The organism is Nocardia sp. Tas62D01 (assembly GCF_055232035.1).
This window is the reverse complement of record NZ_JBUYUZ010000001.1, coordinates 529,928-550,575: the sequence shown is the minus strand read 5'-3', so window position 1 is coordinate 550,575 and position 20,648 is coordinate 529,928. Positions and strand designations below refer to the sequence as shown.

Here is a 20,648-nt window from a genome sequence, read left to right as displayed (position 1 = left end):
ACGGGCGCGGCGGCACGAGGAGACGCATCCGCGATGGCGGACGACACTTCCAGCAGCGCATACCCACGCGTCGACCTCGGCGCCGGGGGTGGGACGTCCTTCCCTGAGCTGGAGCAACGCGTGCTCGAGGCCTGGGCGGCCGACGACACCTTCCGCGCCAGCATCGAAAACCGTTCGGGTGCAGCGGAGTTCGTCTTCTATGACGGACCACCCTTTGCCAACGGTCTGCCACATTACGGACATTTGCTCACCGGGTATGTGAAGGACCTTGTTCCGCGTTTCCAGACGATGCGCGGCAAACGCGTCGATCGACGATTCGGTTGGGACTGTCACGGATTGCCCGCAGAAATCGAGGCGGAAAAGCAGCTCGGTATCACGGACAAATCACAGATCGATGCGATGGGGCTGGCCGAATTCAACGCCGCGTGTAAATCTTCGGTGCTGCGCTACACCGGGGAATGGCGCGATTACGTGACGCGTCAGGCGCGCTGGGTCGACTTCGACAACGACTACAAGACACTCGATCTCGACTTCATGGAGTCGGTGATGTGGGCGTTCAAGTCGCTGCACGAGAAGGGCCTGATCTATCAGGGCTTCCGGGTTCTGCCCTACAGCTGGTACGAGCAGACCCCGCTGTCGAATCAGGAAACCCGGCTCGACGACGCCTATAAGATGCGCCAAGACCCGGCCGTCACTGTGGACATGGTGCTGCGCGTGCCCGCAGAGCACCCGCTGCACGAACTCGACGGCGCCAATGCGCTGATCTGGACCACCACACCGTGGACGCTGCCGTCCAACCTCGCGATCGCGGTGCACCCCGACGTGCGCTACGTGCACCTTCGCGCGGTCGACGGCAAGCGGTATGTGCTGGCTGCCGAACGAGTTTCGCACTACCGTCGCGAATTCGGCGAAGAGCCGGAGGTGTTGTCGGAGTACGACGGCGCCGCGCTGGCCGATCTGTCCTACGAGCCGCCGTTCGACTTCTTCGTCGGCCACCCGCGCGCGCACCGCGTGCTCACCGCCGACTACGTGACCACCGACTCCGGCACCGGAATCGTCCATCTCGCACCCGCTTTCGGTGAGGAGGACATGGACGTCGCCACCGCCAACGGCATCGAGATCGTGCAGCCGCTGGACCCGGGTGGCAAGTTCACCTCGATGGTGCCGCCGTACGAGGGCTTGATGGTCTTCGACGCCAACCCGGTGATCATCAAGGACCTCAAGGCCACGGGAAAGCTGTTGCGGCACGAGACGATCGAGCACTCCTACCCGCACAGTTGGCGCTCGGGCCAGCCGCTGATCTACATGGCGGTGCCGTCCTGGTTCGTCGCGGTCACCAAGTTCCGCGACCGGATGGTAGAGCTGAACCAGCAAATCACCTGGGTGCCCGAGCATATGAAGGACGGTCAGTTCGGCAAGTGGCTCGAGGGCGCACGCGACTGGAACATCAGCCGTAACCGATACTGGGGCAGCCCGATCCCGGTCTGGGTGTCCGACGACCCGGCGTACCCGCGCGTCGACGTGTACGGCTCGCTCGATGAGTTGGAGCGCGACTTCGGCGTGCGTCCGACCGACCTGCATCGGCCGATGATCGATGAGCTGACTCGGCCGAATCCCGATGACCCGACCGGCAAGTCGACCATGCGCCGGGTGCCGGAGGTACTCGACTGCTGGTTCGAGTCGGGTTCGATGCCGTATGCCCAGGTGCACTATCCGTTCGAGAACAAGGAGTGGTTCAGCAGCCACTTCCCCGGCGACTTCATTGTCGAATACAACGGACAGACCAGAGGCTGGTTCTACAACCTGCACGTGCTGTCCACCGCGCTCTTCGATAGCCCGGCCTTCAAAACCGTTGTCGCGCACGGCATCGTGCTCGGGGACGACGGGCTGAAGATGAGCAAGTCCAAGGGCAACTACCCGGACGTGAACCAGGTGTTCGACCGGGACGGCTCCGACGCCATGCGCTGGTTCCTGATGAGTTCGCCGATCCTGCGGGGCGGCAACCTCATCGTCACCGAACGCGGGATCCGCGAGGGTGTCGGCCACGCGCTGCGCCCGCTGTGGAACGCGTGGACCTTCTTGCAGCTCTACGCATCCCGGCCGGGCACCTGGCGCACCGACTCGCCGAACGTGCTGGATCGCTACATCTTGGCCAAGCTGGCCGCGACCAGGGATGTGATGACCGATGCGCTGGAGACCTACGACATCGCGGGCGCCTGCGACGAACTGCGCTCCTTCGCCGACGCGCTCACCAATTGGTATGTGCGCCGGTCGCGTTCGCGCTTCTGGAGCGAGGACCGCGACGCCGTCGACACGCTGCACACGGTGCTCGAAGTGGTCACCCGGCTGGCCGCGCCGCTGCTGCCGCTGATCTCCGAGGTGATCTGGCGCGGGCTGACCGGTGAGCGTTCGGTGCACCTTTCGGATTGGCCGAAAGAGGGTGAGCTGCCACGGGATTCGGAGCTGGTCGCCGCGATGGACGAGGTGCGGGTGGTCTGCTCGACGGTGCTGAGCCTGCGCAAGGCGAAGAACCTGCGGGTGCGGCTGCCGCTGGCCGAGGCCACGATCGCCGCGCCCGATGCCGACCGGTTGCGTCCGTATGCGGACATCATCGCCGACGAGGTGAACGTCAAGAAGGTCGATCTGACCACCGATGTCGCCGTGCACGGCCGGTTCGAGCTGGTCGTCAACGCCCGCGCCGCGGGCCCGCGCCTCGGCAAGGATGTGCAGACGGTGATCAAGGCGGTCAAGGCGGGCGAGTGGTCCGAGGACGCCGACGGCGTGGTCACGGCGGCGGGCATCCAACTGCTGCCCGAGGAGTACACCCAGCGCCTGGTCGCCGCCGAACCCGAATCCACCGCCGCGCTGCCTGGCAATGCCGGTCTGGTGGTGCTGAATTCGGTGGTGACCGAGGACCTCGAGGCCGAGGGCTGGGCACGCGACGTGATCCGCGACCTGCAGGAGACGCGAAAGTCCGCGGGGCTGGAGGTTTCCGATCGGATCACGGTCGTGCTGGAGGTGCCCACGGACCGGCAGGCATGGGCGCAGACCCATCGCGACCTGATCGCCGGTGAAATCCTGGCCACCGAGCTGACTTTCGGTGATCCGGGTGCGGATGCGGCCGAGATCGTCGGTGGCGTACGGGTTTCCCTCGCCAAGGTCTGAGACGAGTGGTCGAACGAGCGGGGCGGGACCCACGGCGGTCCCGCCCCCCGGCTCATTTGTAGTCGTTCTCGGTGCGCGCGATCAGGTAGGCGCGGCGTTCGGAGATCTTGGCATCGCGCATGACGAACGCCTCGCCCGCCACCATCCGGACCTGCTCGCCGGTCTTGCGGGTGGCCTCGATGGTCAGCTCGGCCATGATCACGTCGTCTTCCTCGGCCATCCGCACGATGGTGATGGTCGGGCTCCCGGTGAACTCGGGGTTCTCGATCTCCGCGTCGTAGGCTTGCTTGCCCGCCAGCCGAACACCGTCCACTCGATGTCGTCGGTCAGGCACGACAGGATCTGTTCGTGGTCGGATTTGTTGAATCCGTCGAGGTACCGCCGTACCGTTCCCTTGTTTTTCGACATCGCAATCGTTTCGAATTCGTCGCCCGCACGGGCCTCTGCCTCGACTGTATGAGAATCTGATTGCGAAATGCAATCAGTTTACTGTGACTGAGATCACACGCTGAGAATTAGCTGGTCTCTTGTCGTGATCTTGAACAGGGCGGCAGAATCAGTAATGTTACTGCTGATGCAGGATTGTACTGCTGTGACGGCAGTGAATGTTCGTGCTGGATTTCTCTACCTGAATACCTTGTGACGGGTGCGAATTCGCGCCGGGCGCAGGTGCTGTGATGTGCGGCTCCACCCCCTCGATGAGGCCGGTGCCGCGCGGTAGCCGGGTCGACGAAAGGGGCGAGCACGTGCCGACAGAACCATTGCGCCGGATAGCCTTCGGGTTTCTGGTATTCACAGTCGTGACCCTCGTTCTGGCCGGGCCCGCCTGGTCCGAGACGTGGAGCGCGGCATCGGGCTCCGGCTCGGGCTCCGGCGAATCGGGCTTCGGCTCGGGCTCCGGCGAATCGGGCTTCGGATCGGGAAGCTCCAGCGGCTCGGCGGCCCTGCCGTTCCCCAGCTCGCGCGGCCTTGGCGCGCTGGCCGCAGCCGAGACGCAAACCGGCAAGCCCTACGAGTGGGGCGGCACCGGCCCGTTCAGCTGGGACTGCTCGGGCCTGGTCCAGTGGGCATTCCGCCAGGTCGGCGTCGAACTACCCCGCACCACCTGGCAACAGGCAAAGGTCGGGCTGGCCGTCCCGTTCGGCGCACTCTCGCCGGGCGACGTGGTCATCCTGAACCGCGACGCTTCCCATGTCGGCATCTACGCCGGTTCCGGCCAAATCCTGAACGCCTACGACTGGGGTGTGCCGGTCGGCCTGAGCCCCCTGAGCGAATTCGACATCTTCACCATCCGCCGCTTCTGAGCCCGGCACCGCCGCCGGGCCCACGCGCGAAAACCGTTCAGCGCCCACCGTGATCACAAGGCGGGAGTAGATCAGTCCACGAGTTGGCGTAGTAGCGGTCCGTACTCGGGATGGGCCAGGGCGGAGGCGAATTGGGCTACCAGGTAGTCGGCGGGGTTGCCGGTGTCGTACCAGCGGCCCCGGATGACCTGGCCGAAGACGGTGTTGTCGGCGGCGTGCACGTTGATGGCGTCGGTGAGGTAGACCTCGCCGGTGCGGTGTTCGTACCAGCTCTCGGTCTGGCGGCGCAGTTCGGCGATGATGCCGGGGGTGACGACGTAGCCGCCGATCGCGGCGTAGTTCGAGGTGGCGTCTTCGGGCTTGGGCTTTTCCCGCAGGCCGGTGATGCGCAGTAGTCCGTTGCCGTGGTCGTCGGCGACGACCGGGACGCCGTAGCGCTGCGATTCGGACGGGTCCATCGGCATCAGTGCCAGTACGGGGGCGCCGGTCGTTTCGTAGGCGTCGACGAGCTGCTGGGCGCGCGGGATCTCCGCGACGAACACGTCGTCCGGCCACAGCACCAGCATCGGCTCGTCGCCGAGGGTGCGGGCCGCATTGAGGACGGGGGTGCCGTTGCCGTAGGGGCCGTGCTGATCGAGGTAGGTGATATGGCCGAGCCGGGACAGCTCGCCGACCTCTTCCACCGCGTCGGCGTAGGCGGTCTTGCCGTCCGCGCGTAGCTGCGCGACCAGCCCGGGATTGGGCCGGAAGTGGTCCTGGATCAACGACTTGCCGCCACTGACGACGATGGTGATGTCGGTGATTCCGGACGCGACCAGCTCGCGGACGGTGTGCTCGATGACCGGCTTGTCGCCGACCGGCAGCATCTCTTTCGGGATGGCCTTCGTCAGCGGGAGGAGCCGGGAGCCGATTCCGGCGGCCGGGATGACGGCCTTGCGGATCTTCATACTCCGATCATCACATACCGAGATGGCCGAAAAGTCCGATCCCCGGCGTTCGGCGGTGGTTCTTGTGTGCGCCGACCCGTCTGCCGCACGCAGAATCTGGCCAGGTCACGGCCGGTCGACGGGATTGAAGCGGCGCTCGCGCACGGTCGTGAGCTGCACACATGATCGGCAGCAACCCGACAGTGACCGCACAGCTACACGGCGCGCGGATCTGTCGGTGCGGCGGCGTAGATTTCCGGTCGTGAGCACCGACAACACCACCGTCCCCAGGGACGGTGCGGCAGGCGTGGCGGCTCCTGCCGCGGGCCGTACGGCCCGGCGGTGGGTGCTCCATATCGATATGGACGCCTTCTTTGCTTCGGTCGAGCAACTGACCCGCCCGACCCTGCGCGGTCGCCCCGTTCTGGTGGGTGGCACCGGCGGGCGCGGCGTCGTGGCCGGGGCGAGTTATGAGGCACGGGTGTTCGGCGCGCGTTCGGCGATGCCGATGCATCAGGCGCGGCGGTTGGTGGGGGTCAGCGCGGTGGTGGTGCCACCGCGCGGCGCGGTCTACAGCGTGGTGAGCGGACAGGTGTTCGACGCGCTGCGCAGCCGGATCCCGGTGCTGGAAACACTGTCGTTCGACGAGGCATTCGGTGAGCCGATCGAATTGGCCGGAGCGAGCGTGCAGCGGGTGCACGAATTCTGCGAAGAGCTGCGGGCAGTGGTCCTGGAGCGGACCGAACTGGTGGCTTCGGTGGGCGCGGGCACCGGCAAGCAGCTGGCCAAAATCGCCTCCGGCCTGGCCAAACCCGATGGAATCCGGGTGGTTTCGCCGGACGAACAGCACCGGCTGCTGTGCGGGCTGCCAGTGCGCAAACTCTGGGGCATCGGGCCGGTGGCCGAGAGCAGGCTGCGCTCGCTCGGCATCGAGACCGTCGGCGCGTTCGCCGCGCTGCCGGAGTCGGAGGCAGCCTCGATCCTGGGCGGCAGCGTGGGCGCGGCGCTGCACCGGTTGGCCCGTGGCATCGACGACCGTCCGGTCGCCGAACGCGCGGAAGCAAAACAGATCAGCGCCGAAACCACCTACGAGAGCGACATCGTCACCCTCGCCCAGCTGCGGCCCGCGATCGAGGCGATGGCGGTGGCCGCCCACAACCGGCTCGGCAAGGACGGGCGCGCCGCTCGCACCGTGGTACTGAAACTGAAGAAATCCGATATGAACATCGTGACCAGGTCGTTCACCCTGCCCTATGCGACAGCCGATCTGGCCACCCTGAGCACCGCCGCGCAGCGCTCCGCGATCGATCCCGCGGAACTGGGCCCGATTCGGTTGGTCGGCGTCAGCTTCGGCGGACTGTCCACGGTCCGCCAGGAATCGCTGTTCCCGGAACTCGATCAGTCGCCGATCGAAGAGTACCGGGACACCTCCGAATGGGAAGCCGGTGTGGTCGAACCGGAGGGACAGCCCAGTTCCGAGGGGGCACAGGCCGATTCGAAGTCCTGGCCGCCGAACCTGTGGTATCCAGGAATGGACGTGCTGCACCCCGAATTCGGACACGGTTGGGTGCAGGGTGCCGGACAGGGTGTGGTCACCGTCCGGTTCGAGACCAGCTCGACAGGGCCGGGCCCGGCGCGTACTTTCGCTGCCGACGACATCAGTTTGTCCCGGGCTGATCCACTCGGCAGTCTCCGCTGACCGGTAGCCTGAGTTACTCGTGCAGCGTCGCCGGTTCGGTTCGAGGCTGCCCGGGAACCCGTACCTACTCGAACGTAAAGGACGAGCAGTTGAAGCTTCGTAAGACCGGACGCATCGCGATCGCCGGCCTGGCCATTGCTGCCACATTGAGCATGACCGCTTGTGGTAGCGACAACAAGAAGGACACCGCCACGCCGACCCGCACTACGACCAGCGCCAAGGCCTCGGCGTCCGCGTCGGCGAACCTGCCGCCGGTCCCGACCGTGGCGGATCTGAACGCGGCACTGCAGACGGCGCTCGATCCCTCGATCCCGAGCTCGGAGAAGCTCGACATGGTCCAGGGTGCGCAGGCCGATCCGGAGCTGCCCAACCGCCTCGCCGAGGCCGCCAAGGGCGCCAACGTCCAGGTCGCCGTTACCGACGTGACCTCCTTCGGTGACAGTGTCAACGCCAAGGCGAACTTCACCATCAACGGCCAGACCAACGTCGTTGACGTGCCCTTCGTAGCCGAAGACGGCAAGTGGAAGGTCCAGAAGACCTGGGCCTGCACCATGCTCACCAACCTCGGCCAGCAGTCGGTGGCCTGCACCGGCTAGTGACCTCGGCGTCGGCCGGCTACTCGAGCTAGTCGAAGTCGGCCGACGCCGGTTCAGCGCTGTTCGATAGCGCGGCAGTATTTTTCGTATCCCGAACCTCGCCCGCGAGCTGGCCGCAGGTCGGATCGGCCCGCAGTATCGAAGCGCCGCTGGTCTCCTACGCGCCACTCACCGTCGACGCCAGCCTGCCGTGCGCGGCGATCAACCAGCTCAGCACCGAGGGCGGCGGGCATCTTCAGACCGGTGCGCTCGGCTTCCTGACCGTCTGGATGGCCTACAACAACTCCTGCTCCTCCGTCGACGCCATCGACTCCACGGCCGTGCTCGGGGTCCGCCTGCCGCGGCGGGCCCGCCGCAGTGCGTCGACGGTGAAGATGGCCAGGGCGGTCCAGATCAGCGCAAAACCGGCCCAGCGAGAGCCGGGCATGGGCTCGTGGAGGACGGCGACGCCCCAGGCCATCTGGAGGGCCGGAGTGAGGTACTGGAGCAGACCCATGGTCGAGAGCGGAACACGTTGCGCGGCAATGGCGAACAGCAGCAGCGGGATCAGGGTGACCGGGCCGCTGGACATCATCAGGCCGGTGTGCGCGATGCCAGTGCCGAACGCGCTGTGGCCGGTCGATGCGAACACGATGATGAAGGCCAACGCGAAGGGCGCCGCGACGATGCCCTCGGCCGCGATGCCACGCAGGGCATCCAGTGCGATCACCTTTTTCACCAGGCCGTAGAGCGCGAACGAACAGGCCAGCGCCAGCGCGATGATCGGCGGCCTGCCGTAATCGACGGTGAGCACCACGACCGCCACCGCGCCGAGTCCGAGCGCGGCCCACTGTGCCCTGGCCAGCCGCTCTCGGAAGAGCACGACGCCGAACGCCACGGTCACCAGCGGATTGATGAAGTAGCCCAGGGCGCACTCCACCACATGCCCCGAGGTGACGCCGTACACGTACACGCCCCAGTTGAGCGATAGCGCCGCCGCGGCGACCGCGGCCAGCCGCCAGGTGTTCGCATCGATCCCGCGCATCTCGCGTAGTCGACCGGTCACGATCAGCACGACAAGCACCACAACCAACGTCCACACGATCCGTTGCGCAACCACTTCCACGGGGTTGGCGAACTTCAGCAAACCGAAGAACGCGGCGAACAAACCCCATATCAGAAATGCGGATGTACCGAACACAACCCCCGGGACCGACCTGCTTTGCTGCACTCGACCGAACATAGTGTTCGGTTAGCCTTGCGTGCATGTCGATAACCGTGCAGGCATCGGGCACCATCGGACTCACCGCGGCGGAAGTCGAGCAACGTCGCCGCGACGGGCTCAGCAACGACGTCCCGGATCGAGCCAGCCGATCGGTGCGCGACATCGTCCGCGCGAATGTCTTCACCCGGATCAACGCCATCCTCGGCGTGCTGTTCATATTGGTCCTGGTGACGGGCTCGATCATCGACGGCATGTTCGGTCTGCTGATCGTGGCCAACAGCGCGGTCGGCATCATCCAGGAGATCCGCGCCAAGCGCACCCTGGACCAGCTGGCCATCGTCAGCCAGGCCAAGCCGACCGTGCGCCGCGACGGCAAGTCGGTGGAACTGGCACCGCGCGAGGTGGTGCTCGACGACCTCATCGAGCTCGGCCCCGGCGATCAGATCGTGGTGGATGGCGTCGTCGAAGAATCCGCGCAGCTCGAGGTCGACGAATCGCTGCTCACCGGTGAGGCCGACCCGGTGGACAAGCCGGTCGGCGCCGAGGTGATGTCGGGCAGCTACGTGGTGTCCGGCAGCGGCGCCTACCGCGCCACCAAGGTCGGCCGCGACGCCTACGCGGCGAAGCTGGCCGAGGAGGCCAGCAAGTTCACGCTGGTGAAGTCCGAGCTGCGCAGCGGCATCGACACGATCCTGAAGGTCATCACCTACCTGCTGATCCCGGCGGGTCTGCTGAGCATTTACAACCAGCTGTTCTCCAGCAAGGAGGGCTGGCGGCCCTCTGTGACCGGCATGGTCGCGGCGCTGGTGCCGATGGTGCCGGAGGGCCTTGTGCTGATGACCTCGGTGGCGTTCGCGGTCGGTGTGGTGCGGCTGGGGCGGCGGCAATGCCTGGTGCAGGAACTGCCCGCGATCGAGGGTCTGGCCAGGGTGGATGTGGTGTGCGCGGACAAGACAGGCACGCTCACCGAAAATGGGATGCGGCTGTCGGATATCAAGGTGCTCGACAGATTCGACGACGCCGAGGTTCGCAAGGCGCTGGCCGCCCTGGCACACGACGATCCGCGCCCGAACGCGAGTGTGCAGGCGATCGCCGAGGCGCTGCCCGACGGTCCCGGCTGGCAGCACACCGCGGTCGCCCCGTTCTCCTCGGCGAAGAAGTGGAGCGGGTACTCCTACGGTGAGCACGGCGACTGGCTGCTCGGTGCCCCCGACGTGCTGCTCGACCCGAAGTCCGAAGATGCCAGGGTCGCAGAGGAACTCGGTTCGTCGGGTCTGCGGATTCTGCTGCTGGCGCGCAGTGACCGATCCGTCGACGCCTCCGATGCTCCCGGCAACGTGCAGCCCGCCGCGCTGGTCGTGCTCGAGCAGAAGATCCGTCCCGACGCTCGCGAGACGCTCGAATACTTTGCCAGTCAAGACGTTTCGATCAAGGTAATCTCCGGCGACAACGCCGTGTCGGTGGGCGCGGTGGCCGCATCGCTGGACCTGCCCGGCGGCGACCACGCGGTCGACGCGCGCGAATTGCCCGAGGACCTCGACGAACTCGCCGATATTCTCGAACGCGAGACCACCTTCGGCCGCGTGCGTCCGGACCAGAAGCGAGCCATGGTGGCCGCCGTGCAGTCTCGTGGCCACACCGTGGCGATGACCGGTGACGGCGTGAACGACGTGCTCGCGCTGAAGGATTCGGATATCGGCGTCGCGATGGGTGCGGGCAGCCCGGCCACTCGCGCGGTCGCACAGATCGTGTTGCTGGATAACAAGTTCGCCACGCTGCCCTATGTCGTGGGCGAGGGGCGCCGGGTGATCGGCAATATCGAGCGGGTCTCGAACCTGTTCCTCACCAAGACCGTGTACGCGGCGCTGCTTGCCTTCCTGGTGGGTCTCGCGGGCGTCGGCTCGCAGATCTTTCACTACGACCCGATCCCGTATCCGTTCCTGCCGCGGCACGTCACCATGGCGGCCTGGTTCACCATCGGTATCCCGGCGTTCATTCTCTCGCTGGCGCCCAACAACGAGCGGGCGCGCACCGGATTCGTACCCCGGGTCCTGCGTTTGGCCATTCCGTCCGGTGTGGTGATCGGCGTGACCACCTTCGTCTCCTACCTGATCGCCTACTCCGGGGTGAACGCCACCGAGCAGCAGAAGGAGCAGGCGGGCACCACCGCGCTGATCACGCTCATCATGATCGCGGTGTGGGTGCTGGCCATCGTGGCGCGGCCGTACGTGTGGTGGAAGGTCGTGCTGATCGCGGCTTCGGTTGTCGCGTATCTGTTCTTGTTCACCGTTCCGTTCACGCGGCACTTCTTCAAGCTCGACCCCTCGAACATCGGACTCACCACCGCGGCAATCATCTGCGGCGCCATCGGTATTGCGCTTGTGGAGGCCGCCTGGTGGATCAGCGCCGCGATCAAGGGGGACAAGCGGCAACTGCTCCCCGCCGCCCCGGGCGGGGCCGCCTGACGAACTGGACATCTGACTCGCCGCGCCACGAGATACCTTGTGCGAGGCGATCATTCAGTGTTGGAGTACCTTTTCCGAATATGGAGGTACTGCTGCACCAGATCGACGCGTTCGCCGACGCACCGTTCTCGGGCAACCCGGCCGCGGTCATGCCGTTGCCCTCGTGGCTGTCTGACGAGCTGCTGCAAAATCTGGCGGAGGAGAACAACCTCCCTGAAACAGCCTTCTACACCCCGCATTTACCCCCGGAGGCCGAGGCGCCACCGGGGGACTGGCCCGCATTCCACCTGCGCTGGTTCACCCCCACGGCGGAGGTCGACATGTGCGGGCACGCCACCATGGCCGCGGCCGCCCAGGTGCTCGAGGACATCCACCCCGGCGTGGACCGGGTGAGCTTCTTCACACGCAGCGGCTGGCTGCACGTCGACCGCACCGACGACGACGAATACGTGCTCGACCTGCCGGTGATCACCTGCACCGAGGTTGAACCGGACCCGGCGCTGGTCGCGGCGCTCGGCGTGCACCCCGTGCGCGCTCTCAGCGGCATGGACGAAATCATCGTCGTCGGCACCGAACAGGAAGTCCGCGACGCCCGCCCGAACTTCTCCGCCTTCCCGCCGCTTTCCCGCGGCGCCGTCATCACCGCGCTGGGTGACAGCGTCGACTTCGTGTCCCGCTTCTTCGCCCCTGCCCTCGGCGATCCCGAAGACCCGGTTACCGGATCGGCGCACGCCCAACTGGTTCCGCTCTGGACCAAGGATCTGGGTCGCACCGAACTCACCGCCCGCCAACTCTCCCGCCGCGGCGGCAATATGCGCTGCGAACTCGTCGCCGACCGCGTCCTACTGGTCGGCCGCTGCCGCCGCTACCTCGACGGTGTCGTGCTGATTCCGGAGTAGCCGCTGTGTCACTGATCGGGTACGGGGCCGTCGTCGGGACCGGGCAGCACCGTGTCGTTCTGGTCCGGGAGCAGTGGGACGACGGCGAAGCGGCCGGAGACGGCGTCGGCGGGCAGCGCTTGGACGGCGCGGATTCCGTTCTGGGCGGCCAGGTCTCGGAGCCGGGGGAGCGACCCGCGGACAACGAGACCGACAGTACAGGCGCAGCCTGCGCGGAGGCGGGCGACCGCGAAGGCGGTGATACGGGCGGTGCGTTCGTCGGGAGCGTGTTGCGCGAGCAGCTGCCAGGCCGCATTGCCCGCCGAGGCCACGGCAACCGCGTCGCCGGCGGGCACCTGCACCGCGACGATCGGGGTTTGTACGCGGGGGATCGGGACCTGGTGGATCACCTGGGCGATGCGGAGCCCGCCGTTGCGCGTCGGAATCTGTTCGGGGGTCAGGTTTTCGGTGAAGGACACAAGCGCCCAGTGCTCGTCGCCGTCCCGGCTGGAGAGCGAGGCCTTTGCTCGCGCAAGGTATTCCGCGACCGGCTCGCCCCGTTCGGGGCCGAGCCGATCTGTGGAGACACCGGAGGGTACCGGTGGAATCAGCTGGCCGAGCACCACCATGAGCGCGACGAGGCCGACCGCGGCTACGGCGATGGCGGCAGTGCGCCACAGCCGGAATCGTCGGTCCGGCACGGCATCTTGGTTCGCCAGCGCGTCCGGGTTGGGTGAGCCGCCGCCTCGGTCGGGCACCGGATTCGGTTCGGGCACAGTGTTTTCGCGACGTAATGCGCCCGGCTCAGGCGCTGCGTTCGGGTCGGGCGTTCCGTTCGGGTCGGGCTTTGCGTTCGGGTCGGGCTTTGCGTTCGGGTCGGGCGTTGTGTTCGGGTCAGGCACTGTGTTCGAGTCGGGCACTGTGTTCGGATCCGGCTCTGCTTCCGGTTCAGGCATTGCGCAGGACGTCGAGCGCGTTATTCAGGTCGGCTGGGTACTCGCTGGTGATTTCCAGATACCGGCCGTCGGACGGGTGGTTGAAGCCGAGGGCGCGGGCGTGCAGCCATTGGCGTTCCAGACCGAGGCGTTCGGCCAGGCGCGGGTCGGCGCCGTAGGTGAGGTCGCCGCAGCAGGGATGCCGAATCGCCGAGAAGTGCACCCGGATCTGGTGGGTGCGACCGGTTTCCAGGTGGATGTCCAGCAGGCTGGCGGCCTGGAACGCCTCGACCGTGTCGTAGTGGGTGATGCTGGGGCGTCCGTCGGCGGTCACCGCGAACTTCCAGTCGTTGCCGCGGGCTCGGCCGATCGGGGCGTCGATGGTGCCGCTGCTGGGGTCCGGATGTCCTTGCACCAGTGCGTGATACCGCTTGTCGATGGTGCGTTCCTTGAACGCCCGCTTGAGCACCGTGTAGGCGCGTTCGGACTGCGCGACCACCATCACCCCGGAGGTGCCGACGTCGAGCCGGTGCACGATGCCCTGGCGTTCGTGCGCGCCCGAGGTGGAGATGCGGTAGCCGGCCGCTGCCAGCCCGCCGACCACCGTCGGCCCGCTCCAACCGACCCCGGGGTGCGCGGCGACGCCGACCGGCTTGTCGACCGCGACGATGTCGTCGTCGGCATAAAGGATGGTCATCCCCTCCACCGCTTCGGCCTCGATGGTGAGTGCCCGCTTGGGCTCCGGAAACTCGACCTCCAGCCAGGCGCCACTGATGAGCCGGTCGGACTTGCCCGCGGCCACGCCGTCGAGTTGTACCGACCCCTCCTCGGCCATCGCGGCCACCGCAGTGCGCGACAGGCCGAGCAGACGTGACAGTCCCGCATCGACCCGCATCCCGTCGAGCCCGTCGGGCACGGGCATGGTTCGGGTTTCCCTCATGCCGCGTTATCCTGTCCGGTGCTCTTCGTGGCGCCGTCGGAACCGTGGTCCGTCGGTCGGTCCTCGACCGCCGCCGCGGTGTCGTCGGAATCACTGCCGGGTTCGGCGTCGCCGCCGCGTCCGGCGCGGCTGCCGTCGGGTTCGAAGCCGAATACCGTCAGCGCCACCAGCAGGATGGCGCCGCACACGATCGACGAATCCGCCACGTTGAACACCGGCCACCAGCCGATCGCGACGAAGTCGACCACATGTCCCTGCAGCGGTCCCGGCGCCCGGAACAACCGGTCCACCAGATTGCCGAGCGCGCCACCGAGCACCATGCCGAGGCCGATCGCCCACCACAGCGAGCGCAGCGTGCGTCCGATGCGGATCACACCGATCACCACGGCCACCGCGACCAGCGTCAACAGCCAGGTCATGCCGGTGGCCATGGAGAACGCCGCGCCCGGATTGCGCACCAGCGTCAGCCGCGCGAAATCGCCGATGAGGTACACCGGATCACCCGGTGTCAGCTCGGCGACGACGATCGTCTTGGTGAGCAGATCCAGTCCTAGCAGCACCGCCGCGATGATCAGCAGCGTCCGGAGCCGTAACGGCGCGGCGGTTGCGGCCGTTGCCTTCTCGTCGGGCGGCACAGGGGTCGATGGCGCTGGTTCGGTTGGCGGCACCGCGTGGTCGGCGGTGTTGTCCTCGGGCGGCCGGTCGTCACTCACGACGCCTATCATCTCTCGAGCCGGCGTGCGGCTCACGCACGCGGTCGCCTGCATGTCCCAGACGACACTCAGGAACCGGTCGTACTCTGATTCTCGTGACGGTGTTGTCTTCCCCCCACGTGCCGCGGATCGTGCGGCCGGGTGTGCTGCTGGTGGTGCTCGCAGTTGGGCTGTCCACGTTCGGCGTCGGCTGCAGCGACGGTTCCGCCGCGCGCAACAAGTCCGACAGCACCGAGCCGCTCGGAATCGGCAAGGAAGTGACTGTGCCGATCTCGGCCGCGATCACCACCATCGTCTCCCAGGGCGCCGAGCCGCGCTCCCTGCTGCGCCCCAGCTACCCGGCGGGCACCTCGCAGCAGGTAACGCTGTGCACCGACTACCGCATCCAGCAGCAGATCAATGATCAGCCCGCCCGCGACTTTTCCTCGCCCGCGCTGACCATCCCGTTGACCGCCAGGTCCGGCGCCGAGGGTGTCGATCTCACCCTGGGCGCGGTCACCACGCCGGACCCCTCGCTGGCGAAGGCGCTCACTGCCGCCGGTGGTTCGCGCGCGGGCTTCGACATGAGCGAGCTCGGCGCGATCACCGCGCTGCGGCTGGAGCCATCGCCGGAGACCTCCAATTCCGCCCGTGCTGCCCTGGAGCAGGCCTTCTATCAAGCGGTCTACAATTCGATCGCGTTTCCCGATCAGCCGGTCGGTGAGGGCGCGGTGTGGACGGTGCGCCAGGAGGTGACCGGTGGGGTCGCGCTCGACCAGGTGACCACGGCGACGCTGACCAAGCGCGAGGACGACCGGCTGACCATCGAGCTCGAGGTGACGCAGACACCGAAGTCGCCGGTGTGGTCGCTGCCCAATAACGCGGGCACCCTCGACATCCAGGATTACGTCATGCGGGGCGCAGGCACGATCACCGTCGATCTGGGGCTGCCGCTGCCGGTGGCGGGATCCATCACCGTCGGCGGCCACCAGGCCTACCGCGATTCGCGCAGCGCCAGCATGTTGCAGCAGACGATCAATACCCAGGTGTCGTGGACGGAATGAACTAGATCATCGGTCGGATCGGGCATTTTTGTGCGTGCCCGGGGATAGGCTCGGCTTGTCCGACAATCACCTTCGACCGGAGGTTTCTCATGTCTGATATCAAGCCTGTTCCCGATGGATTTCCGGTGGTTTCGCCCGGACTGGCGATCGATGGCGCCGCGGCCGCCATCGACTTCTACAAGCACATTTTCGGCGCATCTGAGCGGATGCGCATGCCGAGCCCGGATGGCAAGATCGCGCACTGTGAATTGATGTTCGGTAATTCGGTCGTCATGATCAGCGACCCGGCTCCCGATATGGATTTCCTCGACCCGAAAACGATCGGCGGCACCCCGGTCAATATCTACATTTATGTGGAAGACGCGGATGCCGCCTTCGCCGCGGCGCTCGCCGGGGGCGCCAAGGAACTCAATCCGATGACCACCCAGTTCTACGGTGACCGCAGCGGCGCGTTCGAGGACCCGTGGGGTCACCGCTGGACCGTGGCCAGCCGTGTGGAGGACGTGCCGCCGGAGGAGATGGACAGGCGCATGGCCGAGATGTTTGGCAACTCCTGACCGACTCGAACCCGCTTCCCCCCGAGGCGGGTTCAGTGCGTTGCGCCGGGCATTGTCCCCGTCGTGATTGGGGCGTGTTCGGACCGGCCTACTGCGGCACGATCGAGTCGCCTTGGACGCGAACGGGTTTAGCGGCCAGTGGCCGGGTCGCGGGGCCGTTGACGACCGAGCCGTCCAGGCCGAACTTGCTTCCGTGGCAGGCACAGTTGATGGTGCCGCCGGATACGTTCGCTAACTTGCAGCCCGCGTGCGTGCAGGCCGAGGAGAGGCCGACGAAGGATCCGGCGCTCGGCTGGGTCACCACCACGTCACCGTTGATCACGCCGCCGCCGACCGGGACGTCGGCGGTTTTGGCGATGGCAGTCGGGCTCGGTTGCCCGGCTTGGGCATTCGTCACCGGTGCGGTGGCGGACGCCGGTTTCGACTCGGGGGCCGAATCGTTTTTGCTGTAGGTGCTGCACGCGGTCAGTGCGGCGGCCGCGGCCACCGCGCCGGCGCCGGCCACCACGACGGTGCGGCGGCGGAGGATGAGTTCGTCGTTGGTCATTGTTCGGTCTCCGTTCAGAAGATGATGCCGTTGTTCTGGAAAAACCACAGGGCGGAGGTGAGCCGGATGCCGGTCAGGTCGGTAGCATCAGTCCGCCCGCGACGGGAATGACCCAGCCGGGCAGGCCCTTTCGGGTCAGCAACAGCACGCGAAAGGCGCCCTTGGCGGGGAAGGTGATCGCCGCGGGCGCAGTGCTGGTCGGCGCGGCCGGGGCCGGCACGGCAACCGTTCCGAGGGTGCGCAACGGTCCCAGACGTTTCATAGGATCTCCTAGCTGTGCGGCCGCCGACAGTTCGGCCGAAGCGATTTCCGAACCCACGCCGCGCCGGTACCGCTATCTCGCAATGTCTACGAGGTAGGCCGCCCCGGCGGTTCAAACAGATATTCGCGACACCGCTGACCGGCGTGTTCTCGGCAGGGAGAGCCCGGAAGGAGGTGATCGCCATCAGGGCGACGCGCGCGTCCTCTGCCGACACCTGCCCGCGGACCGCGCCGTCATCTCGAGCACGCGCAACCAGCTAAGCGGACGCCTCGGCATGCGCGCGGCGCTGTTCATCGGATGCTCCTCCCGCCGCGTACGAACCGAGCCATGCCTCTCCAGGACCACGGCAGGGCAAGATCGTCATGACCGTTCCCGAGAGAACCAGGGTGCCGGAGAGAAACCGTAAACAATCCGTAAGCCGGTTCCGTCAAGTTGATCACACAAGAAAACAGCAGGTCGAACGGCCCGCTACGTCTCAGACCTCTCGAAAGGAACCAACCTCATGCGCAAGCTCAAGCTCCAGGTACAGACCACCGTCGACGGCTATATGTCCGGCCCGAATGGCGAGATGGATTGGATGACGTTTCCGTGGACCGATGACATCGCCGCCTACGTCACGGCGCTCACCGCGCCGGTCGACACCATTGTGTTGGGTCGCAAGCTCGCCGAGGGATTCATTCCGCACTGGGCATCCAAGCCGGAGAGCGAGCCGCAGTCGGCCATCGACACCATGAACAACACGCCCAAGGTCGTGATCTCCAACAGCCTCACCAAGTCGCCCTGGGAGAACACCGTTGTCGCGGGCGGCGATGTCGCCGAGACGGTGAATCGGCTCAAGGCGCAGCCGGGTGGGGACCTGATTGTCTACGGCGGCGGCACGTTGGTATCGAGCCTGATCGCCGCGGAACTGATCGACGAACTGCACCTGTTCGTCAACCCGATCGCGATCGGCGCGGGCCTGCCGGTGTTCGCCAAAACCGATGCCTACCAGCGGCTCAGCCTCGTCACCGCGACACCGTTCGAGTGCGGGATCGTCGCGTTGCACTTCGCGCCGAAGCCGTCCTGAACACGACCGCCTCGGCGCCGAGTCGGGCGGCGGACCCGGTCCCCCTCATCATCGTGGTGGCCGGGTCCGCCGCATTCGGTGTCCGCCTAACCGCGGGCGATGGCCTCGAGCACCGGCATTGGCCGTCGCGGTCAACGCGGCATCCGGCGGGTAGCTCGCCGGTAGTGCGGTCGCCGAGCCGTCGAGGTCGGTCGTGTCGCGGTCGGTGGTCGCACTGGTCAACGTCAATCTTCTATCGAAACAGCAGGGGCGGCAGGGTGTTCGCGGTCAGTGCACGACGGCCTTCTCGGCGCCGACGCCGGTGAGCGAGCGGACCTCCATCTCGGCGGCCCTGGCCGGATCTTCCTTCCGGCGCCCGCCGACGAAGGTGCCGATGACGCCGAGGGCGAAAGCCAGTGGGATGGAGACGATGCCCGGATTCGACAGCGGGAACCAGTCGAACTCGGAGCCCGGGATCATCGCGGTCTTCGATCCGGATACCGCGGGGGAGAACACGATCAGCACGATGGTGGAGATCAGGCCGCCGTACATGCTGAACAGTGCGCCGGTGGTGTTGAACCGCTTCCAGAACAGCGAGAATACGATGGTCGGCAGGTTCGCCGCCGCGGCCACCGCGAAGGCCAGCGCCACCAGGAACGCGATGTTCTGGCCGTTGGCGAGGATGCCGAGCCCGATGGCGAGCAGGCCGATGATCACCGCGCTGATCCGGGAGACCCGGACCTGCTTGATCTCGTCGACCCTGCCCTTCTTGATCACGCTTGCGTAGATGTCATGCGCGAACGATGTCGACGCGGTGATGGTCAGTCCGGCGACGACCGCGAGGATCGTGGCGAAGGCGACCGCGGAGATAATGCCGAGCAGCACAACGCCACCCAGTTCGAAAGCCAGCAGCGGGGCCGCCGAGTTCTGCCCACCGGCCGAGGCCAGGATGCGGTCCGGGCCGACGATCGCGGCCGCGCCGTAGCCGAGCACCAGGGTGAACAGGTAGAACGCGCCGATCAGGCCGATCGCCCACACTACCGAGCGCCGCGCCTCCTTCGCGGTGGGCACTGTGTAGAAGCGCATCAGCACGTGCGGCAGACCCGCGGTGCCGAGCACCAGCGCCAAGCCGAGGGAGACGAAGTTCAGCTTGGAGGTCGCGTTGCCGCCGTACTGTGCGCCCGGCGCGAGGACGTCACGCGCAGACACACCCTTGGTCTTCGAGCCGGACACCGTGTCCTGCGCCGAGCCGAGGATGTCGGAGAAATTGAACCCGAACTTGGCGAACACCATAACGGTCATCACCGCGGCGCCGGTGATCAGCAGGCACGCCTTGATGATTTGCACCCACGTGGTGCCCTTCATGCCGCCGACCAGCACGTACACGATCATCAGCACGCCGACAACGGCGATCACGATCGACTGCCCGGTCTTGTCGGAGATATCGAGCAGCAGCGCCACCAGGCCGCCCGCGCCCGCCATCTGCGCCAGCAGGTAGAACAGCGACACCGCCAGGGTCGTCAGCGCGGCCGCGGTGCGGACGGGGCCTTCCTTCAACCGGAAGCTCAGCACGTCCGCCATGGTGAATTTGCCGGTGTTCCTGAGCATTTCGGCGACGAGCAGCAGCGCGACCAGCCAGGCGACCAGGAACCCGACGGAGTACAGGAACCCGTCATAGCCGTACACCGCGATCGCGCCCGCGATGCCGAGAAAGCTTGCCGCGGAAAGGTAGTCGCCCGCGATGGCGATGCCGTTCTGCGGACCGGAGAAGCCGCGGCCTCCGGTGAAATAGTCGGCGGCGGTGCGGTTGTCGCGGCTGGCCCGGATCACCACGACCATCGTGATCGCGACGAACACGCCGAAGATCGCGATGTTCGCGGCCGGATTGCCCACGGTCCCAGCCGCGGCCAGATACCGCGTGTCAGCGAAGGCGGTCATGCCTGGCCTCCCTCGAGATAGTTACGAATGCTCGTCGCGCGCGGATCCAGTTCGCGGTTGGCGAATCGGACGTAGAGCGCGGTGATGACGAAGGTCGAGACGAATTGCCCGAGGCCGAGCAGCAATCCGAGGTTGATGTTGCCGAAGATCTCGGTGGCCATGAAATCGTGCGCATAGGCGCCGAGCAGCACGTAGCTCAGATACCAGACGAGGAACAGCGCTGTCATCGGAAAGACGAAGCGGCGCAACCGGCTTCGCAGTTCCTGGAATTGCGGACTCGCTTGCACCGTGGCGAATTCCTCGGCGCTCGGCGTGTGCGGGGGCGCTGTGCCTGCCGGCGCGGCGGGATCCGAGGGTCGAGGCTCGGTGGCCTCGCCGTCGAGGTCGATACTGCTCATCAGGAGTCCTAGCGTGTGACGTGACCTACTGCG

The 20,648-nt window shown here is 66.7% G+C and carries 19 protein-coding genes and 1 pseudogene; 10 read left to right on the top strand and 10 right to left on the bottom strand.

The annotated features are described in order from the left end of the window. Positions 1–33: 33 nt before the first annotated feature. A complete protein-coding gene (gene ileS / locus ACV7NQ_RS02780; protein WP_463358153.1) occupies positions 34–3,165 on the top strand; it encodes an isoleucine--tRNA ligase in 3,132 nt (1,043 codons plus the stop codon). Between the two features lie 52 nt (positions 3,166–3,217). On the opposite strand, the gene ACV7NQ_RS02775 is transcribed toward ileS, so the two are convergent. After that, positions 3,218–3,499, bottom strand: coding sequence for a nuclear transport factor 2-like protein (locus ACV7NQ_RS02775; RefSeq protein WP_463358152.1), 282 nt, complete (start codon positions 3,497–3,499; stop codon positions 3,218–3,220). Between the two features lie 412 nt (positions 3,500–3,911). Here ACV7NQ_RS02775 and ACV7NQ_RS02770 point away from each other — a divergent pair, with 412 nt between their 5' ends. Then, complete coding sequence (locus ACV7NQ_RS02770) at positions 3,912–4,469, top strand: NlpC/P60 family protein (protein WP_463358151.1); 558 nt, start codon at positions 3,912–3,914, stop codon at positions 4,467–4,469. 71 nt (positions 4,470–4,540) lie between these two features. Here ACV7NQ_RS02770 and ACV7NQ_RS02765 read toward each other — a convergent pair whose 3' ends face one another. Next, a complete protein-coding gene (locus ACV7NQ_RS02765) occupies positions 4,541–5,416 on the bottom strand; it encodes a UTP--glucose-1-phosphate uridylyltransferase (protein ID WP_463358150.1) in 876 nt (291 codons plus the stop codon). A gap of 340 nt (positions 5,417–5,756) precedes the next feature. On the opposite strand from ACV7NQ_RS02765, the gene ACV7NQ_RS02760 reads away from it, so the two are divergent. From ACV7NQ_RS02760 to ACV7NQ_RS02750, 3 genes and pseudogenes are all read left to right on the top strand, one after another. Further along, positions 5,757–7,094: a DNA polymerase IV gene (locus ACV7NQ_RS02760; RefSeq protein ID WP_463365511.1), complete on the top strand. Its 1,338-nt coding sequence runs from the start codon at positions 5,757–5,759 to the stop codon at positions 7,092–7,094. Positions 7,095–7,183: 89 nt separating this feature from the next. Beyond that, positions 7,184–7,690 (top strand): WKL family lipoprotein, encoded by a 507-nt coding sequence (locus ACV7NQ_RS02755; protein ID WP_463358149.1) that lies wholly within the window; start codon positions 7,184–7,186, stop codon positions 7,688–7,690. Positions 7,691–7,749: 59 nt separating this feature from the next. Then, a pseudogene (locus tag ACV7NQ_RS02750) lies at positions 7,750–7,920 on the top strand (hypothetical protein); the annotation flags it as partial. Positions 7,921–7,964: 44 nt separating this feature from the next. On the opposite strand, the gene rarD reads toward ACV7NQ_RS02750, so the two are convergent. After that, the gene (gene rarD, locus ACV7NQ_RS02745) at positions 7,965–8,912 is read right to left on the bottom strand and encodes an EamA family transporter RarD (protein WP_463358148.1); all 948 of its coding nucleotides are present in this window, start codon (positions 8,910–8,912) and stop codon (positions 7,965–7,967) included. 23 nt (positions 8,913–8,935) lie between these two features. Between rarD and ACV7NQ_RS02740 the strand changes: the two genes are divergently transcribed. Together ACV7NQ_RS02740 and ACV7NQ_RS02735 are read left to right on the top strand one after the other, a co-directional pair. Then, positions 8,936–11,359, top strand: coding sequence for a cation-translocating P-type ATPase (locus ACV7NQ_RS02740; protein WP_463358147.1), 2,424 nt, complete (start codon positions 8,936–8,938; stop codon positions 11,357–11,359). Positions 11,360–11,439: 80 nt separating this feature from the next. After that, complete coding sequence (locus ACV7NQ_RS02735) at positions 11,440–12,258, top strand: PhzF family phenazine biosynthesis protein (protein WP_463358146.1); 819 nt, start codon at positions 11,440–11,442, stop codon at positions 12,256–12,258. Between the two features lie 8 nt (positions 12,259–12,266). Here ACV7NQ_RS02735 and ACV7NQ_RS02730 read toward each other — a convergent pair whose 3' ends face one another. The 3 genes from ACV7NQ_RS02730 to lspA form a co-directional block, all read right to left on the bottom strand. Next, entirely contained in the window at positions 12,267–12,866 is a 600-nt protein-coding gene (locus ACV7NQ_RS02730) for a hypothetical protein (RefSeq protein WP_463365510.1), read from the bottom strand. Between the two features lie 319 nt (positions 12,867–13,185). Beyond that, positions 13,186–14,112 (bottom strand): RluA family pseudouridine synthase, encoded by a 927-nt coding sequence (locus tag ACV7NQ_RS02725; RefSeq protein ID WP_463358145.1) that lies wholly within the window; start codon positions 14,110–14,112, stop codon positions 13,186–13,188. Beyond that, positions 14,109–14,837, bottom strand: coding sequence for a signal peptidase II (lspA, locus tag ACV7NQ_RS02720; RefSeq protein ID WP_463358144.1), 729 nt, complete (start codon positions 14,835–14,837; stop codon positions 14,109–14,111). Before lspA ends, ACV7NQ_RS02725 begins: the two co-directional genes overlap by 4 nt. A gap of 89 nt (positions 14,838–14,926) precedes the next feature. Between lspA and ACV7NQ_RS02715 the strand changes: the two genes are divergently transcribed. Further along, on the top strand, positions 14,927–15,868 hold the full coding sequence (locus tag ACV7NQ_RS02715; RefSeq protein ID WP_463365509.1) for a hypothetical protein: 942 nt from the start codon (positions 14,927–14,929) through the stop codon (positions 15,866–15,868). Between the two features lie 89 nt (positions 15,869–15,957). Continuing rightward, the gene (locus tag ACV7NQ_RS02710) at positions 15,958–16,425 is read left to right on the top strand and encodes a VOC family protein (RefSeq protein ID WP_463358143.1); all 468 of its coding nucleotides are present in this window, start codon (positions 15,958–15,960) and stop codon (positions 16,423–16,425) included. Between the two features lie 88 nt (positions 16,426–16,513). Here the strand turns inward: ACV7NQ_RS02710 and ACV7NQ_RS02705 are convergent, their stop codons facing one another. Together ACV7NQ_RS02705 and ACV7NQ_RS02700 are read right to left on the bottom strand one after the other, a co-directional pair. Continuing rightward, entirely contained in the window at positions 16,514–16,972 is a 459-nt protein-coding gene (locus tag ACV7NQ_RS02705; protein ID WP_463358142.1) for a Rieske (2Fe-2S) protein, read from the bottom strand. A 73-nt stretch (positions 16,973–17,045) separates the two neighbouring features. After that, positions 17,046–17,234 carry a DUF6529 family protein gene (locus ACV7NQ_RS02700; protein WP_463358141.1) on the bottom strand — a complete coding sequence of 63 codons (189 nt, stop codon included), beginning with the start codon at positions 17,232–17,234 and terminating at the stop codon, positions 17,046–17,048. A 502-nt stretch (positions 17,235–17,736) separates the two neighbouring features. Between ACV7NQ_RS02700 and ACV7NQ_RS02695 the strand changes: the two genes are divergently transcribed. Beyond that, positions 17,737–18,300, top strand: coding sequence for a dihydrofolate reductase family protein (locus ACV7NQ_RS02695; RefSeq protein ID WP_463358140.1), 564 nt, complete (start codon positions 17,737–17,739; stop codon positions 18,298–18,300). A 267-nt stretch (positions 18,301–18,567) separates the two neighbouring features. Here the strand turns inward: ACV7NQ_RS02695 and ACV7NQ_RS02690 are convergent, their stop codons facing one another. Then, a complete protein-coding gene (locus ACV7NQ_RS02690; RefSeq protein WP_463358139.1) occupies positions 18,568–20,217 on the bottom strand; it encodes a solute symporter family protein in 1,650 nt (549 codons plus the stop codon). Beyond that, a complete protein-coding gene (locus tag ACV7NQ_RS02685; RefSeq protein WP_463358138.1) occupies positions 20,214–20,615 on the bottom strand; it encodes a DUF485 domain-containing protein in 402 nt (133 codons plus the stop codon). Before ACV7NQ_RS02685 ends, ACV7NQ_RS02690 begins: the two co-directional genes overlap by 4 nt. Positions 20,616–20,648: the final 33 nt, after the last annotated feature.

What these genes read in the sequence shown, in the direction of transcription:
- ACV7NQ_RS02685 (WP_463358138.1), bottom strand. Translation starts at nt 20,615, where the DNA reads ATGAGCAGTATCGACCTCGACGGCGAGGCCACCGAGCCTCGACCCTCG.
- ACV7NQ_RS02690 (WP_463358139.1), bottom strand. Translation starts at nt 20,217, where the DNA reads ATGACCGCCTTCGCTGACACGCGGTATCTGGCCGCGGCTGGGACCGTG.
- ACV7NQ_RS02700 (WP_463358141.1), bottom strand. Translation starts at nt 17,234, where the DNA reads ATGAAACGTCTGGGACCGTTGCGCACCCTCGGAACGGTTGCCGTGCCG.
- rarD (WP_463358148.1), bottom strand. Translation starts at nt 8,912, where the DNA reads ATGTTCGGTCGAGTGCAGCAAAGCAGGTCGGTCCCGGGGGTTGTGTTC.
- ACV7NQ_RS02725 (WP_463358145.1), bottom strand. Translation starts at nt 14,112, where the DNA reads ATGAGGGAAACCCGAACCATGCCCGTGCCCGACGGGCTCGACGGGATG.
- ileS (WP_463358153.1), top strand. Translation starts at nt 34, where the DNA reads ATGGCGGACGACACTTCCAGCAGCGCATACCCACGCGTCGACCTCGGC.
- ACV7NQ_RS02735 (WP_463358146.1), top strand. Translation starts at nt 11,440, where the DNA reads ATGGAGGTACTGCTGCACCAGATCGACGCGTTCGCCGACGCACCGTTC.
- ACV7NQ_RS02705 (WP_463358142.1), bottom strand. Translation starts at nt 16,972, where the DNA reads ATGACCAACGACGAACTCATCCTCCGCCGCCGCACCGTCGTGGTGGCC.
- ACV7NQ_RS02765 (WP_463358150.1), bottom strand. Translation starts at nt 5,416, where the DNA reads ATGAAGATCCGCAAGGCCGTCATCCCGGCCGCCGGAATCGGCTCCCGG.
- ACV7NQ_RS02730 (WP_463365510.1), bottom strand. Translation starts at nt 12,866, where the DNA reads ATGGTGGTGCTCGGCCAGCTGATTCCACCGGTACCCTCCGGTGTCTCC.
- ACV7NQ_RS02695 (WP_463358140.1), top strand. Translation starts at nt 17,737, where the DNA reads ATGCGCAAGCTCAAGCTCCAGGTACAGACCACCGTCGACGGCTATATG.
- ACV7NQ_RS02740 (WP_463358147.1), top strand. Translation starts at nt 8,936, where the DNA reads ATGTCGATAACCGTGCAGGCATCGGGCACCATCGGACTCACCGCGGCG.
- ACV7NQ_RS02710 (WP_463358143.1), top strand. Translation starts at nt 15,958, where the DNA reads ATGTCTGATATCAAGCCTGTTCCCGATGGATTTCCGGTGGTTTCGCCC.
- lspA (WP_463358144.1), bottom strand. Translation starts at nt 14,837, where the DNA reads ATGATAGGCGTCGTGAGTGACGACCGGCCGCCCGAGGACAACACCGCC.
- ACV7NQ_RS02760 (WP_463365511.1), top strand. Translation starts at nt 5,757, where the DNA reads ATGGACGCCTTCTTTGCTTCGGTCGAGCAACTGACCCGCCCGACCCTG.